The organism is Bradyrhizobium sp. (assembly GCF_004799405.1).
Taxonomy (GTDB): Bacteria; Pseudomonadota; Alphaproteobacteria; order Rhizobiales; family Xanthobacteraceae; genus Bradyrhizobium.
On record NZ_SSMW01000078.1, the window covers coordinates 21,100 to 46,493 of the forward strand.

At 62.5% G+C, this 25,394-nt stretch carries 29 protein-coding genes and 1 tRNA gene; 22 read left to right on the forward strand and 8 right to left on the reverse strand.

Annotation, left to right across the window (positions count from 1 at the left end; all coding sequences use genetic code 11):
- Positions 1-66 precede the first annotated feature (66 nt).
- Positions 67-846, reverse strand: coding sequence for a thermonuclease family protein (locus E7813_RS11975; RefSeq protein WP_291574098.1), 780 nt, complete (start codon positions 844-846; stop codon positions 67-69).
- A 259-nt stretch (positions 847-1,105) separates the two neighbouring features.
- Between E7813_RS11975 and E7813_RS11980 the strand changes: the two genes are divergently transcribed.
- The 3 genes from E7813_RS11980 to E7813_RS11990 all read left to right on the forward strand — a co-directional run bounded on the left by E7813_RS11980 (position 1,106) and on the right by E7813_RS11990 (position 4,448).
- The gene (locus E7813_RS11980) at positions 1,106-3,121 is read left to right on the forward strand and encodes an acetyl/propionyl/methylcrotonyl-CoA carboxylase subunit alpha (RefSeq protein WP_291574100.1); all 2,016 of its coding nucleotides are present in this window, start codon (positions 1,106-1,108) and stop codon (positions 3,119-3,121) included.
- Between the two features lie 160 nt (positions 3,122-3,281).
- Entirely contained in the window at positions 3,282-4,148 is an 867-nt protein-coding gene (locus tag E7813_RS11985) for an isocitrate lyase/PEP mutase family protein (protein ID WP_291574102.1), read from the forward strand.
- Positions 4,149-4,448, forward strand: coding sequence for an acylphosphatase (locus tag E7813_RS11990; protein WP_291574103.1), 300 nt, complete (start codon positions 4,149-4,151; stop codon positions 4,446-4,448). It abuts the gene before it with no gap.
- Positions 4,449-4,487: 39 nt separating this feature from the next.
- Here E7813_RS11990 and E7813_RS11995 read toward each other — a convergent pair whose 3' ends face one another.
- From E7813_RS11995 to lipB, 3 genes are all read right to left on the reverse strand, one after another.
- Positions 4,488-4,643, reverse strand: coding sequence for a hypothetical protein (locus tag E7813_RS11995; protein ID WP_291574106.1), 156 nt, complete (start codon positions 4,641-4,643; stop codon positions 4,488-4,490).
- A gap of 120 nt (positions 4,644-4,763) precedes the next feature.
- The gene (locus tag E7813_RS12000; RefSeq protein WP_291574177.1) at positions 4,764-5,111 is read right to left on the reverse strand and encodes a hypothetical protein; all 348 of its coding nucleotides are present in this window, start codon (positions 5,109-5,111) and stop codon (positions 4,764-4,766) included.
- 43 nt (positions 5,112-5,154) lie between these two features.
- Positions 5,155-5,907 (reverse strand): lipoyl(octanoyl) transferase LipB, encoded by a 753-nt coding sequence (gene lipB, locus E7813_RS12005; RefSeq protein WP_291574108.1) that lies wholly within the window; start codon positions 5,905-5,907, stop codon positions 5,155-5,157.
- A 78-nt stretch (positions 5,908-5,985) separates the two neighbouring features.
- Between lipB and E7813_RS12010 the strand changes: the two genes are divergently transcribed.
- The 5 genes from E7813_RS12010 (at position 5,986) to E7813_RS12030 (ending at position 8,828) form a co-directional block, all read left to right on the forward strand.
- Positions 5,986-6,228, forward strand: a complete 243-nt coding sequence (locus E7813_RS12010) for a FliM/FliN family flagellar motor switch protein (RefSeq protein WP_291574110.1) — start codon at positions 5,986-5,988, stop codon at positions 6,226-6,228.
- Between the two features lie 111 nt (positions 6,229-6,339).
- Positions 6,340-6,424 (forward strand) — tRNA-Leu (locus E7813_RS12015).
- A gap of 400 nt (positions 6,425-6,824) precedes the next feature.
- Complete coding sequence (locus tag E7813_RS12020; protein WP_291574112.1) at positions 6,825-7,166, forward strand: hypothetical protein; 342 nt, start codon at positions 6,825-6,827, stop codon at positions 7,164-7,166.
- Positions 7,166-7,675, forward strand: coding sequence for a hypothetical protein (locus E7813_RS12025; protein ID WP_291574113.1), 510 nt, complete (start codon positions 7,166-7,168; stop codon positions 7,673-7,675). The genes E7813_RS12020 and E7813_RS12025 overlap by 1 nt, the downstream gene beginning before the upstream one ends.
- A 775-nt stretch (positions 7,676-8,450) precedes the next feature.
- Positions 8,451-8,828, forward strand: a complete 378-nt coding sequence (locus E7813_RS12030) for a hypothetical protein (RefSeq protein WP_291574179.1) — start codon at positions 8,451-8,453, stop codon at positions 8,826-8,828.
- 12 nt (positions 8,829-8,840) lie between these two features.
- Here E7813_RS12030 and E7813_RS12035 read toward each other — a convergent pair whose 3' ends face one another.
- Both E7813_RS12035 and E7813_RS12040 read right to left on the reverse strand, forming a co-directional pair.
- Positions 8,841-10,187, reverse strand: coding sequence for a polysaccharide deacetylase family protein (locus E7813_RS12035; protein WP_291574115.1), 1,347 nt, complete (start codon positions 10,185-10,187; stop codon positions 8,841-8,843).
- Between the two features lie 106 nt (positions 10,188-10,293).
- Complete coding sequence (locus tag E7813_RS12040; protein WP_291574117.1) at positions 10,294-11,103, reverse strand: polysaccharide deacetylase family protein; 810 nt, start codon at positions 11,101-11,103, stop codon at positions 10,294-10,296.
- Positions 11,104-11,194: 91 nt separating this feature from the next.
- Here E7813_RS12040 and mgtE point away from each other — a divergent pair, with 91 nt between their 5' ends.
- The 4 genes from mgtE to E7813_RS12060 all read left to right on the forward strand — a co-directional run bounded on the left by mgtE (position 11,195) and on the right by E7813_RS12060 (position 14,841).
- Positions 11,195-12,616: a magnesium transporter gene (gene mgtE, locus E7813_RS12045; RefSeq protein WP_291574118.1), complete on the forward strand. Its 1,422-nt coding sequence runs from the start codon at positions 11,195-11,197 to the stop codon at positions 12,614-12,616.
- A 78-nt stretch (positions 12,617-12,694) separates the two neighbouring features.
- Complete coding sequence (locus E7813_RS12050) at positions 12,695-13,027, forward strand: helix-turn-helix domain-containing protein (RefSeq protein ID WP_291574120.1); 333 nt, start codon at positions 12,695-12,697, stop codon at positions 13,025-13,027.
- 77 nt (positions 13,028-13,104) lie between these two features.
- Complete coding sequence (locus tag E7813_RS12055; protein ID WP_291574122.1) at positions 13,105-13,923, forward strand: aldo/keto reductase; 819 nt, start codon at positions 13,105-13,107, stop codon at positions 13,921-13,923.
- A 132-nt stretch (positions 13,924-14,055) separates the two neighbouring features.
- The gene (locus E7813_RS12060) at positions 14,056-14,841 is read left to right on the forward strand and encodes a hypothetical protein (protein WP_291574124.1); all 786 of its coding nucleotides are present in this window, start codon (positions 14,056-14,058) and stop codon (positions 14,839-14,841) included.
- Positions 14,842-14,901: 60 nt separating this feature from the next.
- Here E7813_RS12060 and E7813_RS12065 read toward each other — a convergent pair whose 3' ends face one another.
- Entirely contained in the window at positions 14,902-15,579 is a 678-nt protein-coding gene (locus tag E7813_RS12065) for a DUF599 domain-containing protein (protein WP_291574125.1), read from the reverse strand.
- Positions 15,580-15,704: 125 nt separating this feature from the next.
- Here E7813_RS12065 and E7813_RS12070 point away from each other — a divergent pair, with 125 nt between their 5' ends.
- The 5 genes from E7813_RS12070 (at position 15,705) to E7813_RS12090 (ending at position 18,831) form a co-directional block, all read left to right on the forward strand.
- Positions 15,705-16,361, forward strand: coding sequence for a glutathione S-transferase family protein (locus E7813_RS12070; protein WP_291574127.1), 657 nt, complete (start codon positions 15,705-15,707; stop codon positions 16,359-16,361).
- A gap of 114 nt (positions 16,362-16,475) precedes the next feature.
- Complete coding sequence (locus E7813_RS12075) at positions 16,476-16,844, forward strand: YidB family protein (RefSeq protein WP_291574129.1); 369 nt, start codon at positions 16,476-16,478, stop codon at positions 16,842-16,844.
- A gap of 225 nt (positions 16,845-17,069) precedes the next feature.
- Entirely contained in the window at positions 17,070-17,273 is a 204-nt protein-coding gene (locus tag E7813_RS12080) for a hypothetical protein (protein ID WP_291574181.1), read from the forward strand.
- Positions 17,274-17,400: 127 nt separating this feature from the next.
- Complete coding sequence (locus E7813_RS12085; protein WP_291574131.1) at positions 17,401-18,354, forward strand: hypothetical protein; 954 nt, start codon at positions 17,401-17,403, stop codon at positions 18,352-18,354.
- Between the two features lie 39 nt (positions 18,355-18,393).
- The gene (locus tag E7813_RS12090) at positions 18,394-18,831 is read left to right on the forward strand and encodes a DUF1489 domain-containing protein (protein WP_291574133.1); all 438 of its coding nucleotides are present in this window, start codon (positions 18,394-18,396) and stop codon (positions 18,829-18,831) included.
- Positions 18,832-18,975: 144 nt separating this feature from the next.
- Here the strand turns inward: E7813_RS12090 and E7813_RS12095 are convergent, their stop codons facing one another.
- Positions 18,976-19,170: a pantoate--beta-alanine ligase gene (locus E7813_RS12095; RefSeq protein WP_363331173.1), complete on the reverse strand. Its 195-nt coding sequence runs from the start codon at positions 19,168-19,170 to the stop codon at positions 18,976-18,978.
- Positions 19,171-19,382: 212 nt separating this feature from the next.
- On the opposite strand from E7813_RS12095, the gene E7813_RS12100 reads away from it, so the two are divergent.
- The 5 genes from E7813_RS12100 to E7813_RS12120 all read left to right on the forward strand — a co-directional run bounded on the left by E7813_RS12100 (position 19,383) and on the right by E7813_RS12120 (position 25,161).
- A complete protein-coding gene (locus E7813_RS12100) occupies positions 19,383-20,306 on the forward strand; it encodes a division plane positioning ATPase MipZ (protein ID WP_291574134.1) in 924 nt (307 codons plus the stop codon).
- A gap of 143 nt (positions 20,307-20,449) precedes the next feature.
- Complete coding sequence (locus E7813_RS12105; RefSeq protein WP_291574136.1) at positions 20,450-22,426, forward strand: methyl-accepting chemotaxis protein; 1,977 nt, start codon at positions 20,450-20,452, stop codon at positions 22,424-22,426.
- Positions 22,427-22,605: 179 nt separating this feature from the next.
- Positions 22,606-23,460 (forward strand): alpha/beta fold hydrolase, encoded by an 855-nt coding sequence (locus E7813_RS12110; RefSeq protein WP_291574138.1) that lies wholly within the window; start codon positions 22,606-22,608, stop codon positions 23,458-23,460.
- Between the two features lie 128 nt (positions 23,461-23,588).
- On the forward strand, positions 23,589-24,356 hold the full coding sequence (locus tag E7813_RS12115; RefSeq protein WP_291574140.1) for a VWA domain-containing protein: 768 nt from the start codon (positions 23,589-23,591) through the stop codon (positions 24,354-24,356).
- Positions 24,357-24,432: 76 nt separating this feature from the next.
- Positions 24,433-25,161: a DnaJ domain-containing protein gene (locus tag E7813_RS12120; protein WP_291574141.1), complete on the forward strand. Its 729-nt coding sequence runs from the start codon at positions 24,433-24,435 to the stop codon at positions 25,159-25,161.
- Positions 25,162-25,394: the final 233 nt, after the last annotated feature.

Genomic DNA, 25,394 nt, shown 5'->3' on the forward strand with positions numbered 1-25,394 from the left:
TCCCATGAGGGGCGAATTTCGGCTCTCGCCGTTACCCCTGTTTAGTTTTGCTGTACGACGGAATTGTTACAGCGGCTTCTGAGCGCCCCGGCAGTTATAGGCCCGGCGAAATCCCTCGGCCTGGGCATCATCCTCGGTACAGAACCAGCGATCCGGGTTGGTCAAGGCGGGATAACTGCGGCAGCCCTGCAGGTGATAGACGCCGACCTTCCCGGTTACGCGGGCGCGCAGGGCGAATTTGCCCTTGATGCTGCAGCTTGGCGGCATCGCGGGATCCTCCGGAAACAGCACGGCGCGGATTTCGCGGTCCTTGTCGGCCCGGCAGGAACCGCCAAACAGCGTGCCGTCCTTTTTTCCCCAGCGAAATTCCTGGGGGGCGACAAAGCAGCCCTTCCAGAGCCCGCGGCGGTCGTCCCTAGCCGCGGCCTCGTCCTGCTTGAATCGCCCTTGGGCGTAGGGCTCGAAATTCAAGGCAAAGCCCGCGCGAACCGCGAGTTGGTTCAAGCTGTCGGTTTCGCCCTCGACGGTGCAAATACCGATATGCCGCTTCCTGTAGGTGGTGCCTATACCCAGATCCTTGCAGCGCACGGCGCGGCCGCCGATCAAGCCAGACAACCGATCGCGAGCTTCGACGCCGCAGGCCCAGGCGTCGGCGTGATCGTCGATACAGATCTGGTCGATTTCCGGCGCATCGATCCCATCGAGGCGGTACGTCACATCGCCGAGCTGAATGGTGCCGCCATCCCTGACGATCGCTGCATCGGCGGCCCAGGCATGGCTCGCCGGAAGGACCGTCAACACCAGAAAAAAACAACGCAGCGCAAGGAATGAAGGCCGTTTCTGCATTTGCTTCACGTCAAACCTGTTTCGTGACTCGAGATTTCCTAGCACATGCCGGCAGCCGGGTGTTCATGACGCTCCGTCTCGGTCGCCGTTTTTGCGGCGCACGAATATCTCCCCTGCGAGGCCTGTTTTCCGCATATCAGGCGTTGCCTCGGCCGGGTTTTGCTGTACGACGGAATTGTTACGTCCGCCCCCGCGTGCCAGATTGCGGTCCCGGTCCCTTGGGCTGGAACCCCGCCCAAAGGTTGCAGCAAGCCAGTCCATGTTCAAACGAATTCTGATCGCCAATCGCGGCGAGATCGCCTGCCGGATCACCAAGACCGCCCGCCGCATGGGGATAGAGACGGTTGCGGTGTATTCGGAGGCCGACCGCGACGCGCTCCACGTCGAAATGGCTGACGATGCCGTTCTGATCGGGCCGCCGGCCGCCGCCGAAAGCTATCTGGTCATCGACAAGATCGTCGAAGCCTGCCGCAAGACGGGTGCCGAAGCCGTGCATCCCGGCTACGGCTTCCTGTCCGAGCGCGAGGCCTTTCCGCGCGCGCTGGACAAGGCCGGCATCGTCTTCATCGGGCCCAATCCGGGCGCGATCGCCGCGATGGGCGACAAGATCGAATCCAAGAAAGCCGCCGCCAAGGCAAAAGTCTCGACCGTGCCGGGCCATCTCGGCGTGATCAAGGACGAGAAACATGCGGTGAAGATCGCCGACGAGATCGGTTATCCCGTGATGATCAAGGCCTCCGCCGGCGGCGGCGGCAAGGGGATGCGGATCGCGCATTCGACCTCCGAAGTCGCCGAAGGATTTAATCTCGCCAAGGCGGAAGCGAAATCGTCGTTCGGCGACGATCGCGTGTTCATCGAGAAATTCATCGTCGAACCCCGCCACATCGAAATCCAGGTGCTCGGCGACAAGCACGGTAATGTGATCCATCTCGGCGAGCGCGAATGCTCGATCCAGCGCCGCAACCAGAAAGTGATCGAGGAAGCGCCGTCGCCGCTGCTCGACGAGACCACCCGCCGCAAGATGGGCGAACAGGCGGTGGCCCTCGCCAAAGCCGTGAACTACGATTCCGCCGGCACGGTCGAGTTCGTCGCCGGCCAGGACAAGAGCTTTTTCTTCCTGGAGATGAATACGCGGCTGCAGGTCGAACATCCCGTGACCGAGTTGATTACCGGCATCGACCTGGTCGAGCAGATGATCCGGGTGGCGGCCGGCGAGAAGCTGGCGCTGGCGCAGAAGGACATCACGTTGACGGGATGGGCGGTGGAGTCGCGGGTCTATGCCGAAGATCCGTTCCGCAATTTCCTGCCTTCGATCGGGCGGCTGGTGAAATATCGCCCGCCCGCCGAAAGCACCGTCGATGGCATTACCGTGCGCAACGACACCGGCGTGCAGGAAGGCGGTGAAATCTCGATCTACTACGATCCGATGATTGCCAAGCTCGTGACCCACGCGCCGTCGCGCGCGGCCGCTATCGAGGCGCAGTCGGCCGCGCTCGATTCATTCTATATCGACGGCATCCGCCACAACATTCCGTTCCTGTCGGCGCTGATGAATCATCCGCGCTGGCGCGAGGGCAATCTTTCCACCGGCTTCATCGCCGAGGAGTTTCCGAAAGGGTTTGCGGTTCGCATGCCCGAAGGCGAAATCGCGCGCCGGCTGGCCGCGGTCGCAGCCGCCGTCGATCACGTGCTCGGCGAACGCAAGCGGCAGATTTCCGGGCAGATGAACGGCCGGCTGGTGCAACGCAAACGCCGCCGCGCGGTATGGCTCGAGCGCAACGAGATCGCGCTTGAGGTTGCCCGCGAAACCGAAGGCATCGCGGTGCGCTTTGTCGCCGCCGACGGCATATTGGGCCACTCTCATCATCTGGTTTCACCGTGGACGCCGGGTGAAGCGGTCTGGCAGGGCACCATCGACAGCCATCCGCTGGCGATGCAGGTGCGCCCCGTCGCCAACGGCATCCGCCTTGCGCACCAGGGATATGAAGTCGCGGTCAATGTCTTCACCGAGACCGAGGCGGCGGCGGCGCGGCTGATGCCGGTCGGGACCAAGGCCGATACCGGCAAGAAGCTGTTGTGCCCGATGCCCGGGCTCGTGGTGTCGATCGCGGTGACCGAAGGCCAGGAGGTCAAGGCCGGCGAAACGCTGGCCGTGGTTGAGGCGATGAAGATGCAGAACGTGTTGCGCGCCGAACGCGACGGCACCGTGAAGAAAATTCACGCAGCCGCCGGCGCGACGCTGGCGGTCGATGCGCTGATTCTCGAATTCGCATAGTTCAAACAAATCGTCGTTGCTGAGCCAACGGGTCGCGCGAATGCGCGCCCGATGATAAACTCCGCGAAGCAATCCATAGCGGTGGTGCAAAGAAAAAGACAAGATGGATTGTTGGTCGCTTCGCACGTCGCAATGAAGACAAACTCTAAGGACTTTCAAAATGGCCTTCCGAAAACGCCGCGGCGTGTTGCGTTCGATCCTGTCGGGCTCGGCTTGCATTCGTCCGGGATCGGTCTATGACGCCACCTCGATCCGCATTGCCGAGGATCTCGGTTTCGAGGTCGGCATGTTCGGCGGGTCGGTGGCGTCGCTGGCGGTGCTCGGCGATCCCGATGTCGCGCTGATCACGCTGACCGAACTCGCCGAACAGATGCGCCGGATGTCGCGAGCGGCCTCGTTGCCTGTGCTGGTCGATGCCGACCACGGTTATGGCAACGCGCTCAATGTCCGCCGCACCGTGCAGGAACTGGAGGCCGCCGGCGCTGCCGGTCTCACCATCGAGGATACCTTGCTGCCGCAAGCTTTCGGGCAGGCTAAGACCCAACTGATCTCGCTGGAGGAGGGCGTCGGCAAGATGAAAGCCGCCCTCGATGGGCGTAGCGACCCGTCGCTGGTCATCCTGGGGCGCACCAGCGCTGCGGCGATCACCGGCCTCGACGATGCGGTCGCCCGCCTCAAGGCTTACGAAGCCGCTGGAGTCGATGGGCTGTTCCTTGTCGGGCTTAAGACCCGCGGCGAACTGCAAGCGATTGCGGCGGCGACGACGCTGCCGATCGTGCTCGGCGGCTTCCCCGAGGACATGATCGAGCGGGATTATCTGGTAAGCCAGCGGGTTCGGATCGCGTTGCAGGGTCACGCGCCGTTCGCCGCGGCAACCCAGGCGGTTTACGAAACGCTGAAGGCGCTGCGCGATGGGCAGGCGCCGAAGAACCTGAAAGGCCTTGCCTCATCCGAACTGACCGGCCGGGTCACGCGCGAGGCCGACGTGAAAGCGCGCAGCACCGAATTTCTCGGACTCAAGAAATAGATGAGCGGCACGATCCGTCAGGTCACGGTCCGTGGCCGGGTGCAGGGCGTCGGCTACCGCGCCTGGATCGTGCATCAGGCGATGGCGCGCGGGCTCGATGGATGGGTGCGCAACCGCCGGGACGGCAGCGTGGAAGCGTTGTTTGCGGGACCGGAGGAGGTCGTATCCGACATGGTTATGTTGTGCCGGCGCGGCCCGGCCTACGCGCGCGTCGAAACGCTTGCGGAGGAACCGGCCAATTCCGATGCGCTGAATCTGCGGCGGACCGGCGAGCGATTTTCGGTGCTGCCGACGATCTGAAATCAGCGCGCGCCGGACCGCAAGCGGAGGCGTCGGCCGTCAGAAAAGTCCGAGGCTCAAATCGAGGCCATAGATTATCAGCAACAGGGATACGAACAGCGCCGACCCGCAAAGCATGGCAATCGTTTTAAGCGTTTCGACCTCCGCCCGATTGGCGGGAAGCATGTGCGTAAGCATTTTTGCGATGGCTGCCATTTGCAATCTCCAAATCTGGATCCCGGTGATTGGGTTAGTTCGGGGATTGATAGTTCAGCCCGCGCGCGGTGAATGTGAATCAGGTCACATTGAGCGTGGTCCTGTCGATACCGCCTCAACCTAGTGCGTAAATTTTGGAATTTGTTCCGTGAATCCGTTGAAGCAGGCCAGCCGCTCGTCTTCCTCCTTGAGGAAGCGGCAATCCATCACCTTTTTTGGGTTTTTTGCAGTGGCAGGATTTGACTTGGGTTGCGGAGGAAGGACGGCGTCGAAGCAATCCAGCCGGGGTTTCGTCCCGTCATCGATTTTGAGGCACGCCTGAAGCCTTTCGGCAATCGACTTGGAGTTCGAAACTGCGGCCTTCGGCGTCGCCTGCGCCGGGGGTTTGTCGCCGGCCGGGGCGGGCGCGCTTTGGGCCAAAGCAGCGGTCGCCACCGACATCGCGCCCAGCGCAAGTAAAATCCTCATCATTGTTTTCTCTTCGCCCTTGTCTGATCAGTCAGGAACATCGTCAGCAAACCGACGCGCGCCTAAGAGCGCTCAAGTCGTTTACCGCAGGTACCGTCGAGGCAACAAACACCTCCTCAAACGACCGCCGTAGCGCGACATCGGCATCGGCCATCGTCGTGGTATGGCCCAGATCGGCCAGGCTTGTCACGCCATAGCGCGGGTCGGCGACGCCGCAGGCCACGATGGCGTCGAAATGCGTCAGGTCCGGAGCGATATTAAGCGAAATGCCGTGGAACGACACCCAGCGCCGCAACCGCACGCCGATCGCCGCGATCTTGTCTTCAAAGCCCTCGCCCTTGTCCGGCCGATTCACCCAAACGCCGACGCGATCCTCGCGACGCTCGCCCTCTACCTCGAAGGCGGCAAGGGTGCGGATGATCCATTGCTCGAGGCTGGCCACATAGGCCCGCACATCGGGCCGCCTTCGTTTGAGGTCGAGCATCACATAGGCCACGCGCTGGCCGGGGCCGTGATAGGTGAGCTGTCCGCCGCGCCCGGTAGCGAACATCGGAAAGCGCGGGTCGAGCAGGTGATCGTCCCTGCCGCTGGTGCCGGAGGTGTAGAGGGAAGGGTGTTCCAGCAGCCAGACCAGTTCAGGCGCGTCGCGGGCCGCGATATCGGTCACCCGCGCTTCCATGGCCGCCACAGCCTCAAGATAGGGTACCGGCATGCTGGACACCCGCCATTCGACCGCATCGCCGCCGGCCGGCGGCGCAAACGTCTTCAAATCCAGGCTTTGGCGGGTATTAACCATTGGCTAACCATAACGTGTTGATCTGGAACCGCGCAATTTTGCATTTGTGTGTTCGGGTCCCAGTTTGGTGGTTTGAAAGTGCCAACCCTCGATAAAGTCACCGTCGATCTCATGGTGGTCCTCGGGACCACGTCGATGCCGATCCATCAGGTCATGCGGCTGAGCCGTGGCGCCATCATTGAACTGGATGCCACCGAGGCGGACGAGGTCAAGATCCTCGCCAACAACCTGCCCATCGCCAGCGGCGTGGTGCTGGTCGACCGCAACCGGATCGCGGTCGAAGTCAAGCAAATGCAGCCGCGGCTTCCGGGCACCAGATAGGCCGAACGCTTGCGGCCGCGGGCCTTGTCCCTCTATCCCCGATTTGTTACATCCGCGCCGTTGATCCGATCCTTGATCGGGTCCGGCGCGATCCTGGTGCCGATCTCCCGAGCGCTCGTGGCGGAATTGGTAGACGCGCTGCCTTGAGGTGGCAGTGAGTAAAATCGTGGGGGTTCGAGTCCCTCCGAGCGCACCACCTCGGTTGTGAAATCCTCAGGAAATGTCGATCAGATTTTTCGACTGCCGCGGAGAAAATCTCCGGGAACGAGCGCAGTGGTGAAGCGCTGGCGCCGAATCGAATCAGAGGGCGAAACCGGCAGCCGAACCGCCGGCCGATAGCAGGGCTGGAAATCACGATTCCCAGGATACCGTTTTTGATCCGGTAAGCCCGCTAGCAGGCTGAATTTGTGGCCTTTTTGCACCACGTGGCCGGATAATCATAAGAGCCATGTCGCTTTTCGTTGCCGAGACTCACCTCCCAATGTTTCTAAATAATACGAACACTTTTGGCGGCGTATATTTTTGCCTGGAACTGTCCACAACTAACGCTCTCTAGCGGGGGAATAGAAATGATTGGAATGCGATCTGGGGCCTTGGTGGCCGTTTTGGCGGTAGCAGCGGGACCGGCTTTTGCGGCGGACATGCCGGTAAAGGCTGCGCCCATGGCGCCCGTTCCCTACATCATGAACGGCATCGTTCAGTCGAACAACCAGATCAGTGTTGATTTTATTGAGACAAATTTGAATTATGCCGAGCGCCTCCCCAATGGCATACTGTTTGATACTGAAAAGGGCTGGTTCCCGGGGGTGAGTGTCACCGCGTCGTCGATGACGGATACCTTGGTCCAGCATCTTTACCTGTGGGGCCAGGTCTCCTGGATCAACGGTAAACCGATTACTGGAGTGCCCCCCAGCAGGGCCATAGCGGCCTTGACGTAGTGGATGCGGATTTCCGCATCGGTAAAGGCTTCGATCTCAGCGCAACCACGATGTTGACGCCCTACCTGGGTGCGGGCTGGCGAGACTGGCATAGAGATCTCACCCCGCTTGGGCCGAGCGGCTACAAGGAAGATTACACCCATGGGTACGTCGGAGCAGGTTTGCTGTTTCAATGGGCGCCGGCCAGCCGATGGGTCGTGTCCGCCAACGGCTTGGTTGGGTCGACATTTGATCCGCATATCGACGTTACCTTGTTCCCCATACCGCCTGCCAATTTTGGCGAGGGCCTAGGGACTAACGTCATCTACATGGCGGGTCTTGCGGTCGATTACGCGATCACCAACCAGTGGCACGCGAATGCCGGTGTCGATTTCACCCACTTCGCATATGGCGCGGGGCCGATGTTGCCGCCTGATGGGAGGAATGAACCGGATAGCCGCACCAATCTTTGGACGGTGAAGGCTGGTTTCGGTTACTCTTGGGGCGCTCCCATCGTCGCGAAGTACTGATATCTCGCGATCCTGAACTTAAAGCCCCGGCATTGTCCGGGGCTTTTTGTTGTTTGCGGCGATTTCCTGCGATGTTTGACTATCGCCCGAGGCTGCGCTCGACGATTGAACGACGACGCGTCGATATGGCGTTCACAAGTCAGTCGTCGTTGATCTCGCGCAGGTTGCTGGCGAGCATCATGCTGCGAGCGGCACATGCTCATCGGGCAGGACGGGATCCGGTCGTCCTTACCCACCGGCCATCGCTTCATGTCCACGTCTGAACAGGCACGCCAAGAGCATGAGGACATGCCTGCCCGGGATTTGACGACGCACACCAGGTCGACGATCCGTTCGGATAGCTTTTACCGTTGGCAATACAGGAGCCCCGCCCATTTTCCGCAACCTGCCCGAGGGCGGGCGCCGCCATTGTTGCCGCCAATATCGCAATGGTAAGTAAATTCCGCGGCCTGCGCATGTCCACCTTCCCATACCTGTCGTGAGCCAGCTCAAATGGCGATGCCGCGGCGCGTCATGCGTAGCGTCAAATTTCGGCGATCATCTGACACCCGCCGGGCGCACCAGTCAAAACCGATTCGGCGAAATCCAACCCATTGATCGGCGGCCGGACACGCGCAGCGATCGCGTCGGTGCGCGCGGTTGCCAAATCCGCCGGGATGTCGAAGCGATCTGTTAATGATCTCCGTAAAGGGTAATTCGCGTCTTCGATTGACGATCGGCATGGTGAAACTATTGATGTGGGCCAATCGCAACCCTAAGGCACACAGCCATGACAATGTCCCGCGTCAATGCCGCCCTGATCGCTTCAGCCGTCGCAGCAATCGCCGTCCCGACCGCCGCGTCCGCCGGATGTTACAACTGCTACGCACCACCGCAGCCGTGCGGCACCTGCTATCAGCAGCAGGTCATTCCGCCGCAATACCGCACCGTGCAGGAAACCGTGATGGTGTCGCCCGGCAGTGTCATTGCTCATCGCACGCCGGCGCAGTATCGCACCGTGATGGTACCGCAGACCGTGATGGTGGCGCCGGAAGGCGTCGAGTACGAGCGGACTGCGCCTCAGTACGCCGTCCGCGAGCGCGTCGAGATGGTCGCTCCCGCCCGCAGCTATTACGTCGCAGTGCCGCCGCGTTGCGCCACCTGCGGCTACTGACGGATCAAACCGTCACACGCTTCTTTTCTTGACCTGGACCAAACGCCGTAGCGTGCCCCGATGGGCATGCGCGGCGATCCGGTCGCGGTGACCGGCAACCCTGGACGCGCGGTGTTGTCGGCCGTGGCCCAAATGAGTCCGCCCGCGGATCGTGTGCCTGGTATCGCCGTCATCGGCCGAGACCAGTTTTGTGCGGCGGTCCGTTTCACGCTCGGTCGATAACGGTGGCTCCGCGCGATGCGATGACGGAGCGATAACCGCAAACGACTTTTCCGGTATCGCGAACAGGCTCTGCGCCGGCACGGGCAGGGTGAGTGCCGCGCTCTCCAGCGGCAGCGACAATTGCCGCGGCCATGGCGCTTCCAGCGGCAGCGGCACGCCGCGCGTACGCGGTCTGGCGCGGTCGAACGGTTCGGCAAGGTCCATCACCTCTCCGTCACCCAAGGCCACATCGATCAGCGCGGGGGCGGGAAGCAGGTCGGCCTCGGCAAAAACGAAACCAGGAATTTTGGGCCAGTGTGAGATCGCGACGGTTTCCGAGGGCGGGTGCAACTGCCATTCCTGCGGCTCCGTCGGCGTCGCCAGCCGCTCCGATGTCGCCGGCACCACGTGGACGATGCGATAGCCCCGCACCTTCAACTCAGCCAGGATCCGCGGCAATGCGGCGACGGTTCGCGGCTGGATGTCGTGCAACAGCAGAATGCCTCTTCCCTTGTCCTCAAGCCGGTTGATGGCGAGATCGTAGACACGCGCCGACGAAATATGCCGCCAGTCGTCGGCCAGAAAATCGGCACTCCAGACCTGGATGCCCTGCGACGCCAGATAGTCCTCGACGTCCGTGGCGCGCGCCAGGCCGGGGATGCGGAAGAACGGAGCAAGCGCCGCGTCATCGCCAAGCGCGGTTTTCACCGAGGCTATCCCGTCGTCGATCTCCTGCTTGGCGCGCTCGAGCGACATCCGGTTCATGTTGAGCGGATGACTCTGGCTGTGGGCGCCGATGCTGTGGCCCTCGTCGCGGAGCTTGCGGATGCCTTCCGGATAGGCTTGCGCCATGCGGCCGACCTCGAAGAAGGTCGCCTTTACGCATTGCGAGGCCAGGATTTCCAGAATCTGGTTGCTGTTGCGCGGCAGCGGCCCGTCATCGAACGTCAGCACCACCTCGTGGTCCCTCAGCGGCAGCGTTTCCGGATACTGCATGGTGCCGATCCGGGGATGTTCCCTGGGATCGACCACCAGGGTTCGCGAAGTGCCGAGCGCGTCGGGATGGCCGGGGCAATCGGCAGCCGACGCGGTTCGCACGGCGAAACAGGTAAGCAGCCCCAAGCCCAGCGCGGCCCACTGCCTGATCCGAACACCCATCACTCATCACCGATCATAGGACACCGTCACATCGGCTATTTTGCGCAGAAAGCTACAGTTGATACCACAAACATCGCACTAACCGCCTGATTTCCCCACATGATTATCAGGGGACGCCATCGAAGCTAGCGCCGGGCGCGGCCGGCACCAGATGGACCACGCGATAATCGTTGTCGCGCAGATAGCGCAGAAAAGCCGGCAGCATGGCGGCGGTGTGGGCCTTGGGATCGTGCAGCAGGATGATGCCCCTGCGGGCGACGTTGAGCCGGCCGATCAGCAATTTCAGTTCCTGCTTCGCCGTCATCGGGTTCCAGTCGCTGGCCCAGAGGTCTGCGCCGAACACCGCGATGCTGCGCGACTGCAGCAGGTCGAGTGTTTCAGGCGTGGTCTCGAAGCCCGGAAAGCGAAAGAACGGCGTGCTCGGGGTTGTGGTCGCGACGCCGTGAAGCGCCATCTCGACCGCGGCAATACCGTGCTCGATTTCATCCGTCGTTTCGCTCGGCTTGATCCGCCGCAGGCTGCGATGCGACCAGGTATGATGTCCGATGGTATGGCCTTCGGCCGCGATCCTGCGCACCAGGTCCGGGTGTTCCGACGCCGGCTTGCCTATCAAAAAGAACGTCGCGCGCACGCACTCGTTGGCGAGCGCTGCCAGCACCCGCGGCGCGGTCGGCGGCCACGGACCGTCATCGAAGGTCAGCACGACCTCGTGATCGGCAAGCGGCAGCGTCTGCGGAAAGTTTTTCAGCCCGACCCGCGGCGTGGCGGCGGCATCGACCTTCATGATACGCGAGGTGCCGAGCGTTCCCTCGCGCGGGCAGTCCGCCGCGTGCGCCGAAACGATCCAGGGCGCGGAGGCAACGAGGGCGACCCCCAACGCCTTCTTGAGTTTTTGAGCCGGTGTTTGCCGTCGCATAATTATCATTGCGCTTGATATTGCCCGATGGCTAATGCGTGAAGCGACAACAGACGAGTTCAGCAACTCTGTCAAACCGGCGAGGCGCGACATGGCCGAAGGTGTGAACGTTGCACAAACGGCCGATTTATCGGTGCTTGATCGTTTCCCGATGCGGGACCAGGACGGTAACATTCGGCCGGAGTTTGTCGAAAAAATCGCCACCGCCGTCAAAGCCGTCGATACCGCATTTTTGCGCGAAGTCGTCGCCGAACTCCATGAAGCCGACCTCGGCGACCTGATCGAGGCGCTCGAACCCGACGATCGTGTCAGTCTGGTGGAACTGACCGGCGCGGATTTCGATTTTTCGGCGCTGAACGAAGTCGACGATTCCGTCCGCGAGGAAATCCTCGAGGAACTGGAACCGGAGACGGTCGCCGAGGGCGTTCGCGAACTCGATTCCGACGACGCCGTCGAGTTGCTGGAAGGACTGGACCAGGAGGACCAGGAAGAGATCCTGGAAAAGCTGCCGCCATCGGAGCGCGATGCGCTCGAGCGCAGCCTGGAATATCCGGAAAATTCCGCCGGACGCCGGATGCAAACCGAATTCATCGCGGTGCCGCCGGATTGGACCGTCGGACAGGCGATCGACTACATGCGCGACACGCCGGAATTGCCCCACCGGTTTTACGAAATCTACGCCGTCGATAGCGCCCAGCGCTGGCAGGGTGCGGTGTCGCTGGATGCGCTGCTGCGCGCACGCCGGCCGGTGCCGCTCGCGGACCTGATCGACGAAGACCGCCGCCGCGTCTCGGTGATGGACGACCAGGAAGAAGTGGCCCGGCTGTTCGGCAAATACAACCTGGTCTCGGTCCCCGTGGTCGATACCGCCAACCGGCTGGTCGGCGTTATCACGGTCGACGACGTGGTCGACGTGATCGAGGAGGAGGCCGACGAAGACTTGAAAGCGCTCGGCGGCGTCACCAGCGACGAACAACTTTCCGACAATGTCTGGACCATCGCCAAGGGCCGCTTCAACTGGCTTCTGGTCAACCTTGCCACCGCCTTCCTGGCGTCCTCGGTGCTCGGCCTGTTCGAAGGTCAGCTGGAAAAAATGGTGGCGCTGGCGGTTTTGGCGCCGATCGTCGCCAGTCAGGGCGGCAATGCCGCGACCCAGACCATGACCGTTGCGGTCCGTGCGCTGGCGACCCGCGAACTCGGTCCGAACAACGCCTTTCGCGTTGTGATGCGCGAGGGCCTGGTCGGTCTCGTCAACGGTCTGGCATTTGCCGTCATCACCGGCATTGCCGCGGTGACCTGGTTTCGGATTCCCGGTCTGGGCGTCGTGATCGGGCTCGCAATTGTCTGCAACCTCGTTGCCGGCGCGCTCGGCGGCATCTTGATCCCGATGGTGCTGGACCGGGTACGGGCGGACCCAGCGGTAGCCTCCGGCACCTTCGTCACCACGGTCACCGATGTCGTCGGCTTCTTCTCGTTTCTCGGCATTGCCACGCTGTGGTTCGGGCTGAAATAATCCGATGCGTCTAACCGGCGCATCGTTAATCAAACCTTAACGCGCATCGCCGACCATGCCACGGGAGCGGAGTCGGACATGCAGCGCTTGCGGCTGAAAGCGGACGGACGGATCGTGGAATTGCGGGATGGGCGGGAGTTTCCGCTCGCGCCGTCGCCGGCTTTCGCGGTTGCACCGCTAGAGGCGACGGCCGAGACGGCAACACCTCCAGCGGTTCGCGACCTTCGCCGCCGCGCGCGCCTGACCCAGATGGAATTTGCCAACCGGCTCGGCGTGCCTGTCGAGACCATCCGGAACTGGGAGCAAGGCAAGCGCATGCCGCGCGGGCCGGCGCGCGCGTTGCTCGCCGTCTTTGCCCATGCGCCGGACACGGTGTTCGCCGCATTGGCTTCGGAACCATTGCCGGTCTGAGCGAAACCCTTCGCGGCAATATTGGCAGCGCAATCCCCGCGGGACATAATGGCGTTCGGTTGGTCCGGGTATCCGCGATGCAATTCGTCGAAGCCAATGGCGCAAAAATCCCGGCGATCGGACTCGGAACCTGGGAGTTGCGCGGGCGAGCCTGCGCGCGGCTGGTCGAGCAGGCGATCAAACTCGGCTATCGGCACATCGACACCGCGCAGGTCTATGAGAACGAACGCGAGGTCGGCGAAGGCCTGCGCGCTTCCGGGGTGAGGCGCGACGATGTATTCGTCACGACCAAGGTCTGGACCACGCATTTTGCGCCGAACGATCTGGAGCGGTCGACCAGGGAAAGTCTGGCAAAACTGCGGCTTTCCGAGGTCGACCTGTTGCTGCTGCACTGGCCCAATCCCCAGGTGCCGCTGGCGGAAACGCTCGGCGCGCTGGCGCGCGTCAGGAAGCTCGGCATGGCCAGGCACATCGGCGTCTCGAACTTCACCGTGGCCTTGATCGAGGAGGCGGTTGCCGCCTGTCCCGAACCTCTGGTGTGCGATCAGGTCGAGTACCATCCCTATCTCGATCAGACCAAGGTGCTGGCGGCGTGCGCGCGTCATGGCCTGGCGCTGGTGGCCTATAGTCCGATCGCGAAGGGCCGCATCAAGGGCGACGAGTTACTGGGCCGGATCGGCAGGAAATACCGCAAGACCGCGGCGCAGGTTGGCCTGCGCTGGCTGGTGCAGCAAAGCGTCGTTGCCATTCCGCGTACCTCGAAAATCGAACGGCTGTCGGAAAACATCGAGATCTTCGACTTCGAACTGTCCGACGACGAGATGCAGTCGATCTTTCGGATGGGCAGCGCCGGAAATCGGCTGACCGATTTCGGTTTCGCGCCGAAATGGGATTGAGGCGGTCTTGCCTGAGGCGGCCTTGCCTGGGCGGCCTTGCCGCAGCCGATCGAAATTGGATAAAAAAGCGAACACGCGGGCGGTATTGCCCGCTATGCTCCGGCGGGCACATTGCAACGTTGATCGAGTAGGGTGAGACTACCGCGGTTCATACGCCTGGGCATTGCGGCATCGGTGATCGGCCATCTGTCAGCGGTGGCGGCGGTCCTGGTCTACGCCGAAGTGCATCCGTTCGATCCGGCGGCCACCGAGCCGATCGCGGTCGATATCGTTTTGCCGGAAGATGCTGCGCCGGTTCCAAAAGCTTCCGAGCCTCCCGCACCGATCGTACCACCTCCGGACTCCTTCGACCTCTCTTCGAAATCCCCCACGGCCGTTCAGCCGCCCCCACAACAAGCCCAGCAGCCGGCTCCACAACCCAAGCAGCCGCCGAAGCAGGCGGCCGTGCAACCGCCGTCACCACCCCCGGCGCCGGCAGTTGCGCAACCGCCGCCGGTCTCCCAGGTGCCGCCCGCTCCGGAGCCCGATCTTTCGATCAAATATCACGTGCAGCTCGGCCTGCCTGCCAAGGAAGAAGCCGGAGGTTTCGATGCGCCGGAGAAGACCGCGGATATCGGCACCGAATCTGTCGCGGAGTTTCGCCGCCGCCTCAAGATGTGCTCGACGCTGCCGAAGTCGGTTGCGCCCTCCGATGCCATCAAGATCGTGCTGCGGGTATTCATGACGCCCGACGGCCGCCTCGCCAGGGAGCCGGTGCTGGTCGAGGCCAGCGCGTCCGCAAAGGGACCCGCGCTGATGCAAAGCGCGGTCAATGCCCTGCAGGCGTGTCAGCCGTACGTCATGCTGCCGGTGGACAAATACCGTGACTGGAAAGTGCTCGATCTGAGTTTCACGCCGCAGGACTTTACCGGCGGGTAGGCGGCCTGCCGAAAATGCTCGATCTATCCGGACGCTGGTTGAGCCCTCAAAGCGAAGACCCTATTGCCCCATCGCGCGCCAGGCGTTCGAGGCGAACTGCCTTCGCCACGTCACGATGACCACCGCCGCGGTCGTGACGAACAGGATCCAGGGACTGACGAACCAGCCGAGATAGCCGAGCGCGAAGAAAAACGCGCGCTGGCCGCGATTGAAATGCCGGGCCGCAGTTTCGAACAACCTCGTGGTCCGGATGACATGTGCTTCGGCTTCGGGCGTGTCGCGAAGTTTTGTCTGCGGCATCGCCCCCAGCAGGATGGCGACATAGTTGAACAGCCGGTAGGACCAGGCGAACTTGAAGAACGCATAGACGAAAATCAGGATCAGCCCGAGGCATTTGATTTCCCACAGCGCGGGCGAGGGCCGAAGATCGATCGGCAAGGTGCCGAGCACGGCCATGGCTTCGTTGGTCGAGCGCAGCAGCGCCAGCGCGCCGCCGACCGCGAGGAGGCTGGTGGAGGCAAAAAACGCCGTGCCGTTTTGCAGCGACGCCAGGATCTGCATGTCGACCATGCGGGTTTCGCGGTCGAGCATGCGCCGGACCCAGACCTCGCGGTACCGATGCATGCGGGCAGACAGGCTGTCGCGTCCGTAGGCGGTGTGCTCCAGCGTTACCGCGTACACCGTCCATTCGAGGGCGAAAAAGCCGATCGCCAGAATATCGACCCAATACGAACCCATGTTTCATCCTTCACGATCGGGAATGCTGCCACGCATGCCCAATCGCGGCAACCGGCGCCAAGCGGGTTGATCAGATCCGAGACCGCGTGGCAGGATGGCGCCTCCTCACATGGAGCTTCCTCGGCATGGCTTTGACGCTGGTGATCGGCAACAAGAATTATTCGTCATGGTCGATGCGGCCGTGGCTGGCGCTAAAAGCCGGCCATATCGCCTTCGAGGAAGTGTTCATCCCGCTTTATACCGGCGCCGCGGACAAGCAGCGCATCCTTGATTTCACCCGTTCCGGCAAGGTGCCGGTTCTGGTCGATGGCGACGTCACGGTCTGGGATTCCCTGGCCATCATCGAATACGCCGCCGAACGGTTTCCGCAAGCGCGGCTGTGGCCGGAGGACCGCGCCAGCCGGGCCCACGCGCGTTCGATTTCGGCGGAGATGCATTCGGGTTTTGCGGCGCTGCGTAACGAATGCGGCATGAACCTGCATCGTCCCGTAGGCGCGATCGATTTGTCAGCCGAGGCGCGCGGGGACATCGCGCGAATTCAGCAGATCTGGACTGATTGCCGCGCGCGCTACGGAAAGTCCGGGCCGTTCCTGTTCGGGGCTTTCAGCGGGGCGGACGCCATGTTCGGTCCGGTGGTGCATCGCTTCCGGACCTACGCGATCGAGGTTGCGCCCGTGGTGCGGGATTACATGGATGCGATGATGGCGTTGCCGGCCTTTCAGGAATGGACCAGCGCGGCTCTGGCCGAAACCATTATTATCGAGAAATTTGAGACGGCTTGAAGACGGCTGGCGCTCGAATTGCGGAATGTTGACCGCAGCGCAACTTGACGGACGCCCGCGAAAGCGGTCTGAATTTGGAACCGTAGTTCCGCATTTAATGAGAGGGTGTGACCAATGGGAATTCTCGATTCACTGGAAAATTCAGACGCGTTCAAGGGCGCACTCGGCCAGCTTGAGGGGGCTGTGCTCCCGGTCGTGCTGAGCGAAGTCCTGGGCAATGGCAGCCAGGGCGGACTTTCGGCGATCGTTGCCAAGCTGCAGCAGGCAGGCTTCGGCGATCAGGTCAAGTCCTGGCTCGGAAACGGCCAGAACCTGCCGATCACGGCCGAGCAGTTGCAACAGGTGCTGGGCAGCGACACCGTCAAGCAATTGGCGGCGCGGTTCAATATTCCGGTCGATCAACTCGCCAAGGTGCTGGCGCAACAGCTTCCCAACGCCGTGGATAAGGCCAGCCCGAATGGCAAGCTCCCGGCCGGGGCGTAGGGTTGCCCGTTGCGATGGTTCCGGACGCGAAGAGGACGGCGTCAAGGCGGATTCGCCCGGAATCATCTAAATGGTGTTTATCGCACTGAAAAACCTGCAAAATCTGCGTATTTGCCATGTCCTGATGTGACTGGCCAAAAAGCCTGGCGCCATGCTAGGCTATATTTGTGTTTTTCAGTCAGCCGTAGCTAGCGGGACCGTGAGCACGGCCGGCGTTTTTGCGTGATGGAGAGGGCGTTGAAGCACAAATTTACCGTTGGGGAGACCGTCTATTTCACTGCCAGCAACGTTGCCCGTCCGGCCGCCAGCGGCACCTATGAGGTGATCCGGCTGCTTCCGACCGATGGCGACGACTGCCAGTATCGGATCAAAAGCTCGACCGAGGCTTTCGAACGGGTGGCCAAGGAAAGTCAGCTCGACGTTTCCTAAAGTTGTGCGCATGACAGGGTGAAGCGGTTTCCATTTTCCCCTGTCGTCAAAAAGCCCGGTTCGCAGAATCATTCCGGCATTTCCTTTTTCGGGATGAGCTTTATGCTGCGTTGAGGGACATCGGCGCATGAACTGGGCCTGGGCTAATTCGCTCGATCAACTCTGGCGTTCACCGGCATTTCCAATGTGGCTGACATTGGCCGCGGCGGGATTCTTCGGAATCATCGTTCTCATCACGCTGTTGAAAGCGGAGAAATCCGTTGCCAATGGCGCACTGACGGTGATTACACTTTTGGCCGTGGGCATCGCGGTTGCTGCCACCATCAGAGGGTTCGGCCCGGGCGGCCGGGGCGGGCTTGGCGGAACCCGGTTCGCCCAGCCTATGAATGCTTCGCTGCCGGCGTTGTCGTGTATGGACGACATGGCCGGAGAAACGGTTTTGACGGCGTGCGAAAAAGTATTGTTCGGTTCGCCCGAATCCACCGCTGCGGCGCTGTCCTATGCGACGTCCCAGATTACGCGGTTGACCGCGTTCGGCGATGTCGCGGCCGCGAACCAGAGCATGTCCCCCGAACTGCAAGCGCTGCGGCGCGCCGTCGAGCGCGATCGCTATGGGTTGATGGCCTATGCGCTTGCCGCGCGCGATCATTGCACGCCGTCGGATTGCGCAGCGTTCCGCTCGCTGACCGATCACACCCAGATCTCGGCGAATATGGATCAACGGGTCTACGAGGGCCTGATCATACGCTATTCGCCGTCCTGGAACGCGCCGGCAGCGGCAGTGCCGGTCGCAGCGCTGCCGCCACCGGCGCTGCCGACTGGCAAACCGACCAATGCGGAATTTCCGACCGCAGCCTCGACCCCGCCCGTCAGCATCATGGCGCCGGAACCGGGTACAACACCGTCGCCATCCGCGCCGCGTCCGACGGCGCCGGTCGCCAACGCGCCCGTGCCGTCGCCACGGCCGACACCGAGTCCGACGTTGGCGGCGGTCAAAAAGCAGGCCGCGGCGAAAACGCGCGTGGCCCCTCCGACGCAGATCGCGCCGTCAGCGCAGGCCCCGGCGCCGGCGAATGATTGATGCTTTCAAAAGCCGCCGCTGATTGCTAACACCCCGGCCATGCCGTTACATCTCATCAAGCTTGCCGTCGGCTGCGAGTCGGTCAGGGAACTCAAGGGCTGGGTCGCCGAGCGCATGCGAACCGCCAAGAAAAAAGGCTTGCCGCAACGTCATATCCACATCACCCGGATGACGCCGAAGCGCGACGAGGAGTTGCTCGCGGGCGGTTCGCTTTACTGGGTGATCCGCGGTGAAATCTCGGCTCGCGAGAAAATCATCGCGATTGAACCGTTCCGCGATCGCGACGGTATCGGGCGGTGCCGGCTGGTGATGCAGCCTAAAGTGATCCCGGTGCTGCAGCGGCCGATGCGGCCGTTCCAGGGCTGGCGCTATCTCGCTCCAGGCGACGCCCCGCCGGATCTGGGGTCGGTCGGCGCCGGTGTCGCCGAGATGCCCGAGCCATTGCGACGCGAATTGCGCGATCTCGGGCTGCTGTAACCTTGTAATGAAGACCCGGTAACGATGCGCAGCCGGATCCATTCGAGTGGCGGGCTTTCGGTTTGACGCCGGGCCTCTGAATTCTGGTCGACGATGTCGAAGAGTTCCGGAACCGAAGTGCTCGGACGGGCGAATTGAGCGGGGTTAACGAAGCAACATAACCCTGGCGGCGCGGCGTGTCGCCGGCCGCACCAGCGACACATGGCCGTCATGGAGCGCCGCCATGGTTGGAACCCAGGGCGGTGGTGCTTTTTTGATACGGAAGCCGTCGAGGGCGCGGCGCGACGCGGGGATCATGCGGACGATCAGGGGCCTTGCGACATCAGGACTCGAGCCCATTGCGGCATTGCCAGGAGCAGTCCGGTCGGGTGCGCGTCAACCCCCGGCGTGCGCCCGGTCATTGGCGAAAAGAGCGGCAGCGCTACCGCGGGTTAGGCGAAATTCATGATTAAAACCGGACGATCGGCGATCCGGCGCCGTCGTTGCGCATTTTACTTGACCGATGCCGCGGGTAATTTGAAGATATTGTCGGCAAAGGGGGTCGACAAAGAATGTTGGTGCAGACTAGTCAGGGGCAATCGGGCTCGGCACATGTGGTTGTCCTGGGTAACGAGAAGGGCGGTTCGGGTAAATCCACCACCGCCTTGCATATCGCCGTCGCGCTTTTGAAAGCCGGCCAGCGGGTCGCCACCATCGATCTTGATTGCCGCCAGCAAAGCTTCACCCGTTACATCGACAACCGGCGCGCCTGGGCGCGCCGCACCGGTCTCGATCTTGAACTCCCCACCCATTGCTGCATCAAGCTCGGCGAGACCATGCAGATCGCCGACAATGAATCTTCCGAGTTCCAGCAATTCATGGATGCGGTGAGCGCGGTCGAGCGTACCTTCGATTTCATCGTCATCGACACGCCGGGGACGGATAGTTATCTGATGCGCCTTGCGCACTCGATGGCCGATTCGCTGGTGACGCCGATCAACGACAGCTTCCTCGATTTCGACGTGCTCGGAACCGTCGATCCCACCACCTATTCGGTGACCGGCGAAAGCCACTATGCGGCGATGGTGCGCGACACCCGGCGCAAGCGCCGCCAGGTCGATGGCGCCTCCACCGACTGGATCGTGGTGCGCAACCGGTTGTCGATGCTGGGATCGCGCAACAAGCAGCTCGTCGCCGACGGCCTCAACGACCTGTCATTCCGGCTCGGCTTCCGCTCGATCGACGGCTTTGCCGAGCGGGTGGTCTACCGCGAATTTTTCCCGCGCGGGCTGACCGCGCTCGACGATCTCGACGAGGCCACGCTTGGCACCCGTCCGAGCATGGGCCATGTGACGGCGCGCGAGGAGGTCACGAGCCTGTTGCGCAAGTTGAAACTGCCGCTCGATGAGCGCGGCCGGCGCCGCGCGGCCAATCGTGCCGAATGGTTCAGCCAGATCGACAAGCCGCTCGAGGTCCACGACATCCTTGGCGCCTAGGCCTTTGCTGCCAGGACATTTCGGCTTGCGCCATTTTGGGACGCTTTAAGCAATTTTTAGCCATGCCTGCCGTAGTTTGACGGCATTGCGGGCATTTCGCCCCGCCGGACGCGCGACTCCGTCTTTCAGCCAGCCGAGGTTTCATGCGGTCTGTTCGCTTTCAGCTTCGGCTGACCCACAAGATCGCAGCCATCGGCCTCGTCGGTGTCCTGGGTCTCGCCGCGGTCGGGCTGATCTACGAGGAGGGGACCTGGTCGCAGGATCGCGCGCGCAAGGTCGCGGAAGACTCGCGCGCGATCGCCGGTCTCACCAGGCGTATTTCGATCGAAATGCTGGAGGTGCGGCGCGACGAGAAAAATTTCCTGCTGCGCAAGCAGGAGTCTTACGTGAAGCACCACGCGCAATTGTCGGGCGCGATCGGCCGCGACTTCGACGAGTTAAAGGTGATGGTCAAATCGAGCGGCTACGGCGCTCTGGCAGACCAGCTTGAAGTCATCCACGATGCATTCGAAAGCTATGCCGACGATTTTGCGGTACTGGCGATGGTCCAGACCAAAATCGGGCTGGACGAGACTTCCGGACTTTCCGGCTCGCTGCGCAAGGCGGTCGATGTCGTCGAGGCCGGGGTCGCCGAGATCAACGACCCGAAACTCACCGGACGTCTTCTGGTCATGCGCCGGTTTGAGAAGGATTTCATGCTGTGGCGCGATGACAAATATGCCGCCGAATTCAACAAGGCCGCAGTGGCGTTCTCGCTGGCGCTGACGGAAATGGATTTGCCGCATGAGGTGCAGGAAAAGCTTTCGCTGAATCTCGACGAATACTCCCGCGACTTTGCCGGCTGGGTCGGCGCCATCAGGCAGATCGTTCGCTCCGATTCCGATCTCGGGACCAACTTTCAGAACCTGGAGCCCAAGGTGGCGGAAGCAATCAGCGAGATAGACCGGTTGTCGGGCCTCGCCGATGCTTCGGAGCGGGCGCTGCGCGATACCATGAAACTGCGAATGGTAAGTGCGCTCGCGTTGGCGGCGTTGGCGATGTGCGGGTTGTCATTTCTGCTGGGCCGGGCGGTTTCGCAACCGATTTCGGCGATGACGGGCGCGTTGACCAAACTGGCGGACGGCGATTTCCATGTCGCGTTACCGGGACTGGATCGTAGCGACGAGATCGGCAAAATGGCCGGTGCCGCCCGGATATTCAAGGACAACATGATCGAGGCCGAGCGCCTGCGCGCCGAACAGCTTGCCGACCAGCAGGCAAGGTCGGTCCAGCGCCGGGACGAGCGGTTGCGGCTGGCTTCCGGCTTTCACGACGCGGTGGGCTCGATCGTCGACAAGGTTTCGTCCGAAGCGGCCGAACTGGAAGCGGCGGCGGCGACCCTGACCCGGACCGCGGAGACCACGCTGGAATTGTCCGGCGTGGTGGCGGGAGCCTCCGGCGAGGCCTCGAGCAGTATTCGATCGGTGGCGGCGGCAACCGGCGAGATGACGTCCTCGGTAGAGCAGATCGGCCGGCAGGTGGTGGAATCCCGCAAGATCGCGCAAGTTGCGGTCGAGCATGCCAGGACAACCGATGCGCGCATGACGGCGCTGTCGCAGGCGGCGGGACGGATCGGCGAAGTCGTCCAGCTCATCACCGGGATCGCCGAGCAGACCAACCTGCTGGCGCTCAATGCCACCATCGAGGCGGCTCGCGCGGGCGAGGCCGGCCGCGGCTTTGCCGTGGTCGCCCAGGAGGTGAAGGCGCTGGCGGCGCAAACTGCGAAGGCGACCGAGGAGATCGGCAAGCAGATCCTGGGAATGCAGACCGCAACCGAGGAATCGCTCGAGGCGATCAAGGAAATCGGGGCGGTAATCCTGCAGATTTCCGATGTATCCGGGGTGATCGCGGCGGCGATGGAAGAGCAGGGCATCGCAACGCGCGAGATTGCGCGCAATGTGCAGACCGCGTCCGATGGCGCAGCGCGGGTCGGCAGCGCCATTTCCGACGTGCACCACGGCGCCGCCGATACCGGTTCGGCCTCAGGCCAGGTGCTTTCGTCGGCCCAGTCGCTGTCGAGCCAGGCCAACCGGCTGAAGCTGGAAGTCGATAGCTTCCTGGCGTCGATTCGGGCCGCCTGACCCCAAAAGTTCCCGACTGTGCACCCGCACAATAAACGCGTGCATCGCACAATCATCGGGCGGTTAATTCACAACATTTGAGCTTCCCGTCACGTCGCGGTGACGTATATAAAGCACTAGGATCGCGGAATCTTGAACAGTGGAAATTTGACCGCCAGGTCAGTACGCCGAGGACGAACATGAAACGTGGAATTACCATTCTGCTCTCGCTTTGCGTGCTGGCGACGGTTGCATATTTCACCATCAGCAAATGGGCGATCCGTCACGAGACGCTGACGTGGAATGATCCGGCGCGCGACAATCGTCCGGTCCCGGTAGATGTCGCAATCCGGCGCGACAAGGAAATGCAGGCCAACGCCGGCATGATCAAACTGCCGGTGGCGATCCTCAACCACGGCAACACCGTCAAATTTACCGAGTATTCCTTCCTGGCGAACGTGTTCGCCGCCCGCGGTTATCTCGCGATCAGCATCCAGCACGATCTGCCGAGCGATCCACCGATGGTGACGAAAGTCGGCGAACTCTATGTCGGCCGCTTGCCGCAGTATGAACGCGACGTCGCCAACATCCGCTTTGCCATCGACCAAATGAAGCAGGTCGAGCCGAACGCGGATTATGATCACCTGACCATGATCGGGCACTCCATGGGCGGCGATGTCGCCATGTACTTCGCCAAGACCTATCCCGATGAAATCAGGAGGGTGGTGACACTCGACAATCTGCGGGTGCCGTTCGTGACCAGCGGCAGATTCAAGACCCTGTCGTTCCGTTCCAAGGATCCCGTGTTCAAGACCGACCCCGGCGTCATTCCCAGTGACGAAATCTGCGACAAGTCCGGTATCCAGATTGTGCAGACCGGTTACCAGCACACCGAAATGAGCGATCGCGGTCCCGACGAGGTGAAGGCGACCATCCAGGGCATGCTCGACAAGTTCCTCGATGACGAAAGTCCGCTCAAGCCGGTCGCTACCGACAAGCCGAAAATCGCCGCCGAACCTGGGTCAGTCGCGCTCAATGCCGCGGCCAAGAACTGACGAACCGGCACCGCTCCTCGATCGAAAACCTGGATCGTATCCGGCGCCGGATGACTGGCGCTTCGATCGCGCATTGACCGCTCCCCGATCCCGCTCCACATAGAGCTTGCGGCAATTTGCGAGCGTTCATGTCCGGCGAACCGACCAAACCGAAATCTGCAACCGGGGTGTCGCCGGCGCAAAAGGCTGTTTCGGATGATCCCGGCGCATTGCCGGAGACGCGGTCGTCGGCTTCGGAAGAGATCGCGGCCTTTGTCGCCAAGGCCCGGGCGACGTCCCCCTATGCCGCGGGAGCCAGGGCCCGGCTGGTATTCGCGCTCGACGCCACCATGAGCCGGCAACCGACATGGGACATGGCATGCGCGCTGCAGGCCGATATGTTCCGCGAGGCGGCGGCGCTTGGCAGTCTCGATATCCGCCTTGTCTATTATCGCGGCCTCAACGAATGCCGCGCCACGGGGTGGATTGCCGACAGCGCACACCTCGCCAAGCTGATGGGCGGGATCGCCTGTCAGGGCGGCAATACCCAGATCGGCAAGGTGTTGTCGGAAGCGCGGCGCGAGGCCATCGCCTCGGGTGTGCGCGCGGTGGTGTTCGTCGGTGACGCCATGGAGGAGGCGCTCGATGACCTCTGCGTCAAGGCGGGCGAGCTTGGGCTGCTCAAGGTGCCGGTGTTCATGTTTCAGGAGGGCCAGGACAGTGTCGCCGAGCAGGCGTTCCGCCAGATCGCCCGCCTGACCGGCGGCGCATGGTGCAGGTTCGACCCCGGAGCTGCGGCGCAACTGCGCGAGCTGCTGCGGGCGGCGGCAGCCTATGCCGCCGGTGGCCGCGAGGCGCTGTTGCGGCTGTCGAAAACCGCAAGCGGTGCAGCCCGATTGCTCGGGCAGATGAAGTGATCCCGATTTCACTTTATCCGTAGGGAACGGCAGCGACCGGCATGCTTTTTCACGGTCATCCCACTATATTGGCTTCATGCCCGCTCTGATCGCCGGCGTCGTCGCCGTTATCCTGCTCTACCTGCTGCTGCAGATGTTCCGCGCGGCCAATCCGGTCATTCTGGCCCGCACCATCAAAATCGGCGGCGGCGTCGTGGCGCTCGCGGTTGCGGCCTTTATCGGCGTCAAGGGCGAGCTTGCGGTGGCGGTTCCGCTTGGGATCTTCGGCGCCGGGCTGCTCGGCTGGTCGCCGTTCGGTGCATCGGGCTTCAGCATCGGTGGCTTGTTCGGGGGGTCGACTACCAGGCGCTCGCCGGGCCAGGCGTCGCGGGTCCGCTCGCAATTTCTCGATATGAGTCTCGATCATGACAGCGGCGCGCTTACCGGCCAGATCGTCGCCGGGCCGCATGCCGGCCATTCGCTCGACGAATTCGACCTGCCGCAACTGACGGCGATGATACCGGCCTTCGACGCCGAAAGCGTGTCGTTACTTGAAAGCTATCTGGACCGCAGATTTCCCGCCTGGCGTCAGGACGCGCAGGGCAACGCGGCAGGGCGGCAGAGCCGCCCGGCGGCGAGCGGCAAAATGACGAACGAGGAGGCCTATCAGATCCTTGGCCTGCAGCCGGGCGCGGGGCGCGACGAGATCGGGCGCGCGCACCGTGCGCTCATGAAGAAACTGCATCCCGACCAGGGGGGGTCGACGTACCTTGCCGCCCGAGTAAACGAGGCCAAGGATACTTTGCTTCGCACGCATCACAGCTAACTCCGGCAACGCTACTAAACGCCACGAACCGCTGCTTCCCGCTTGCTTCTCCGTCCGACGCCCCGTTGCCGCCCGCCGTTATCCGGCATGGTCGATCCTTCAGCCTGACATCATTAACTGCAAAATCTTGACGAGAAGTTTGCAGGACGCCGATTTGCGGCACGCCGGACCGGCTCACGGCTCTGCAGGGCCCGCGCGTGACGCCGGCATTCCGTCATTGCCTGAATTGCGGC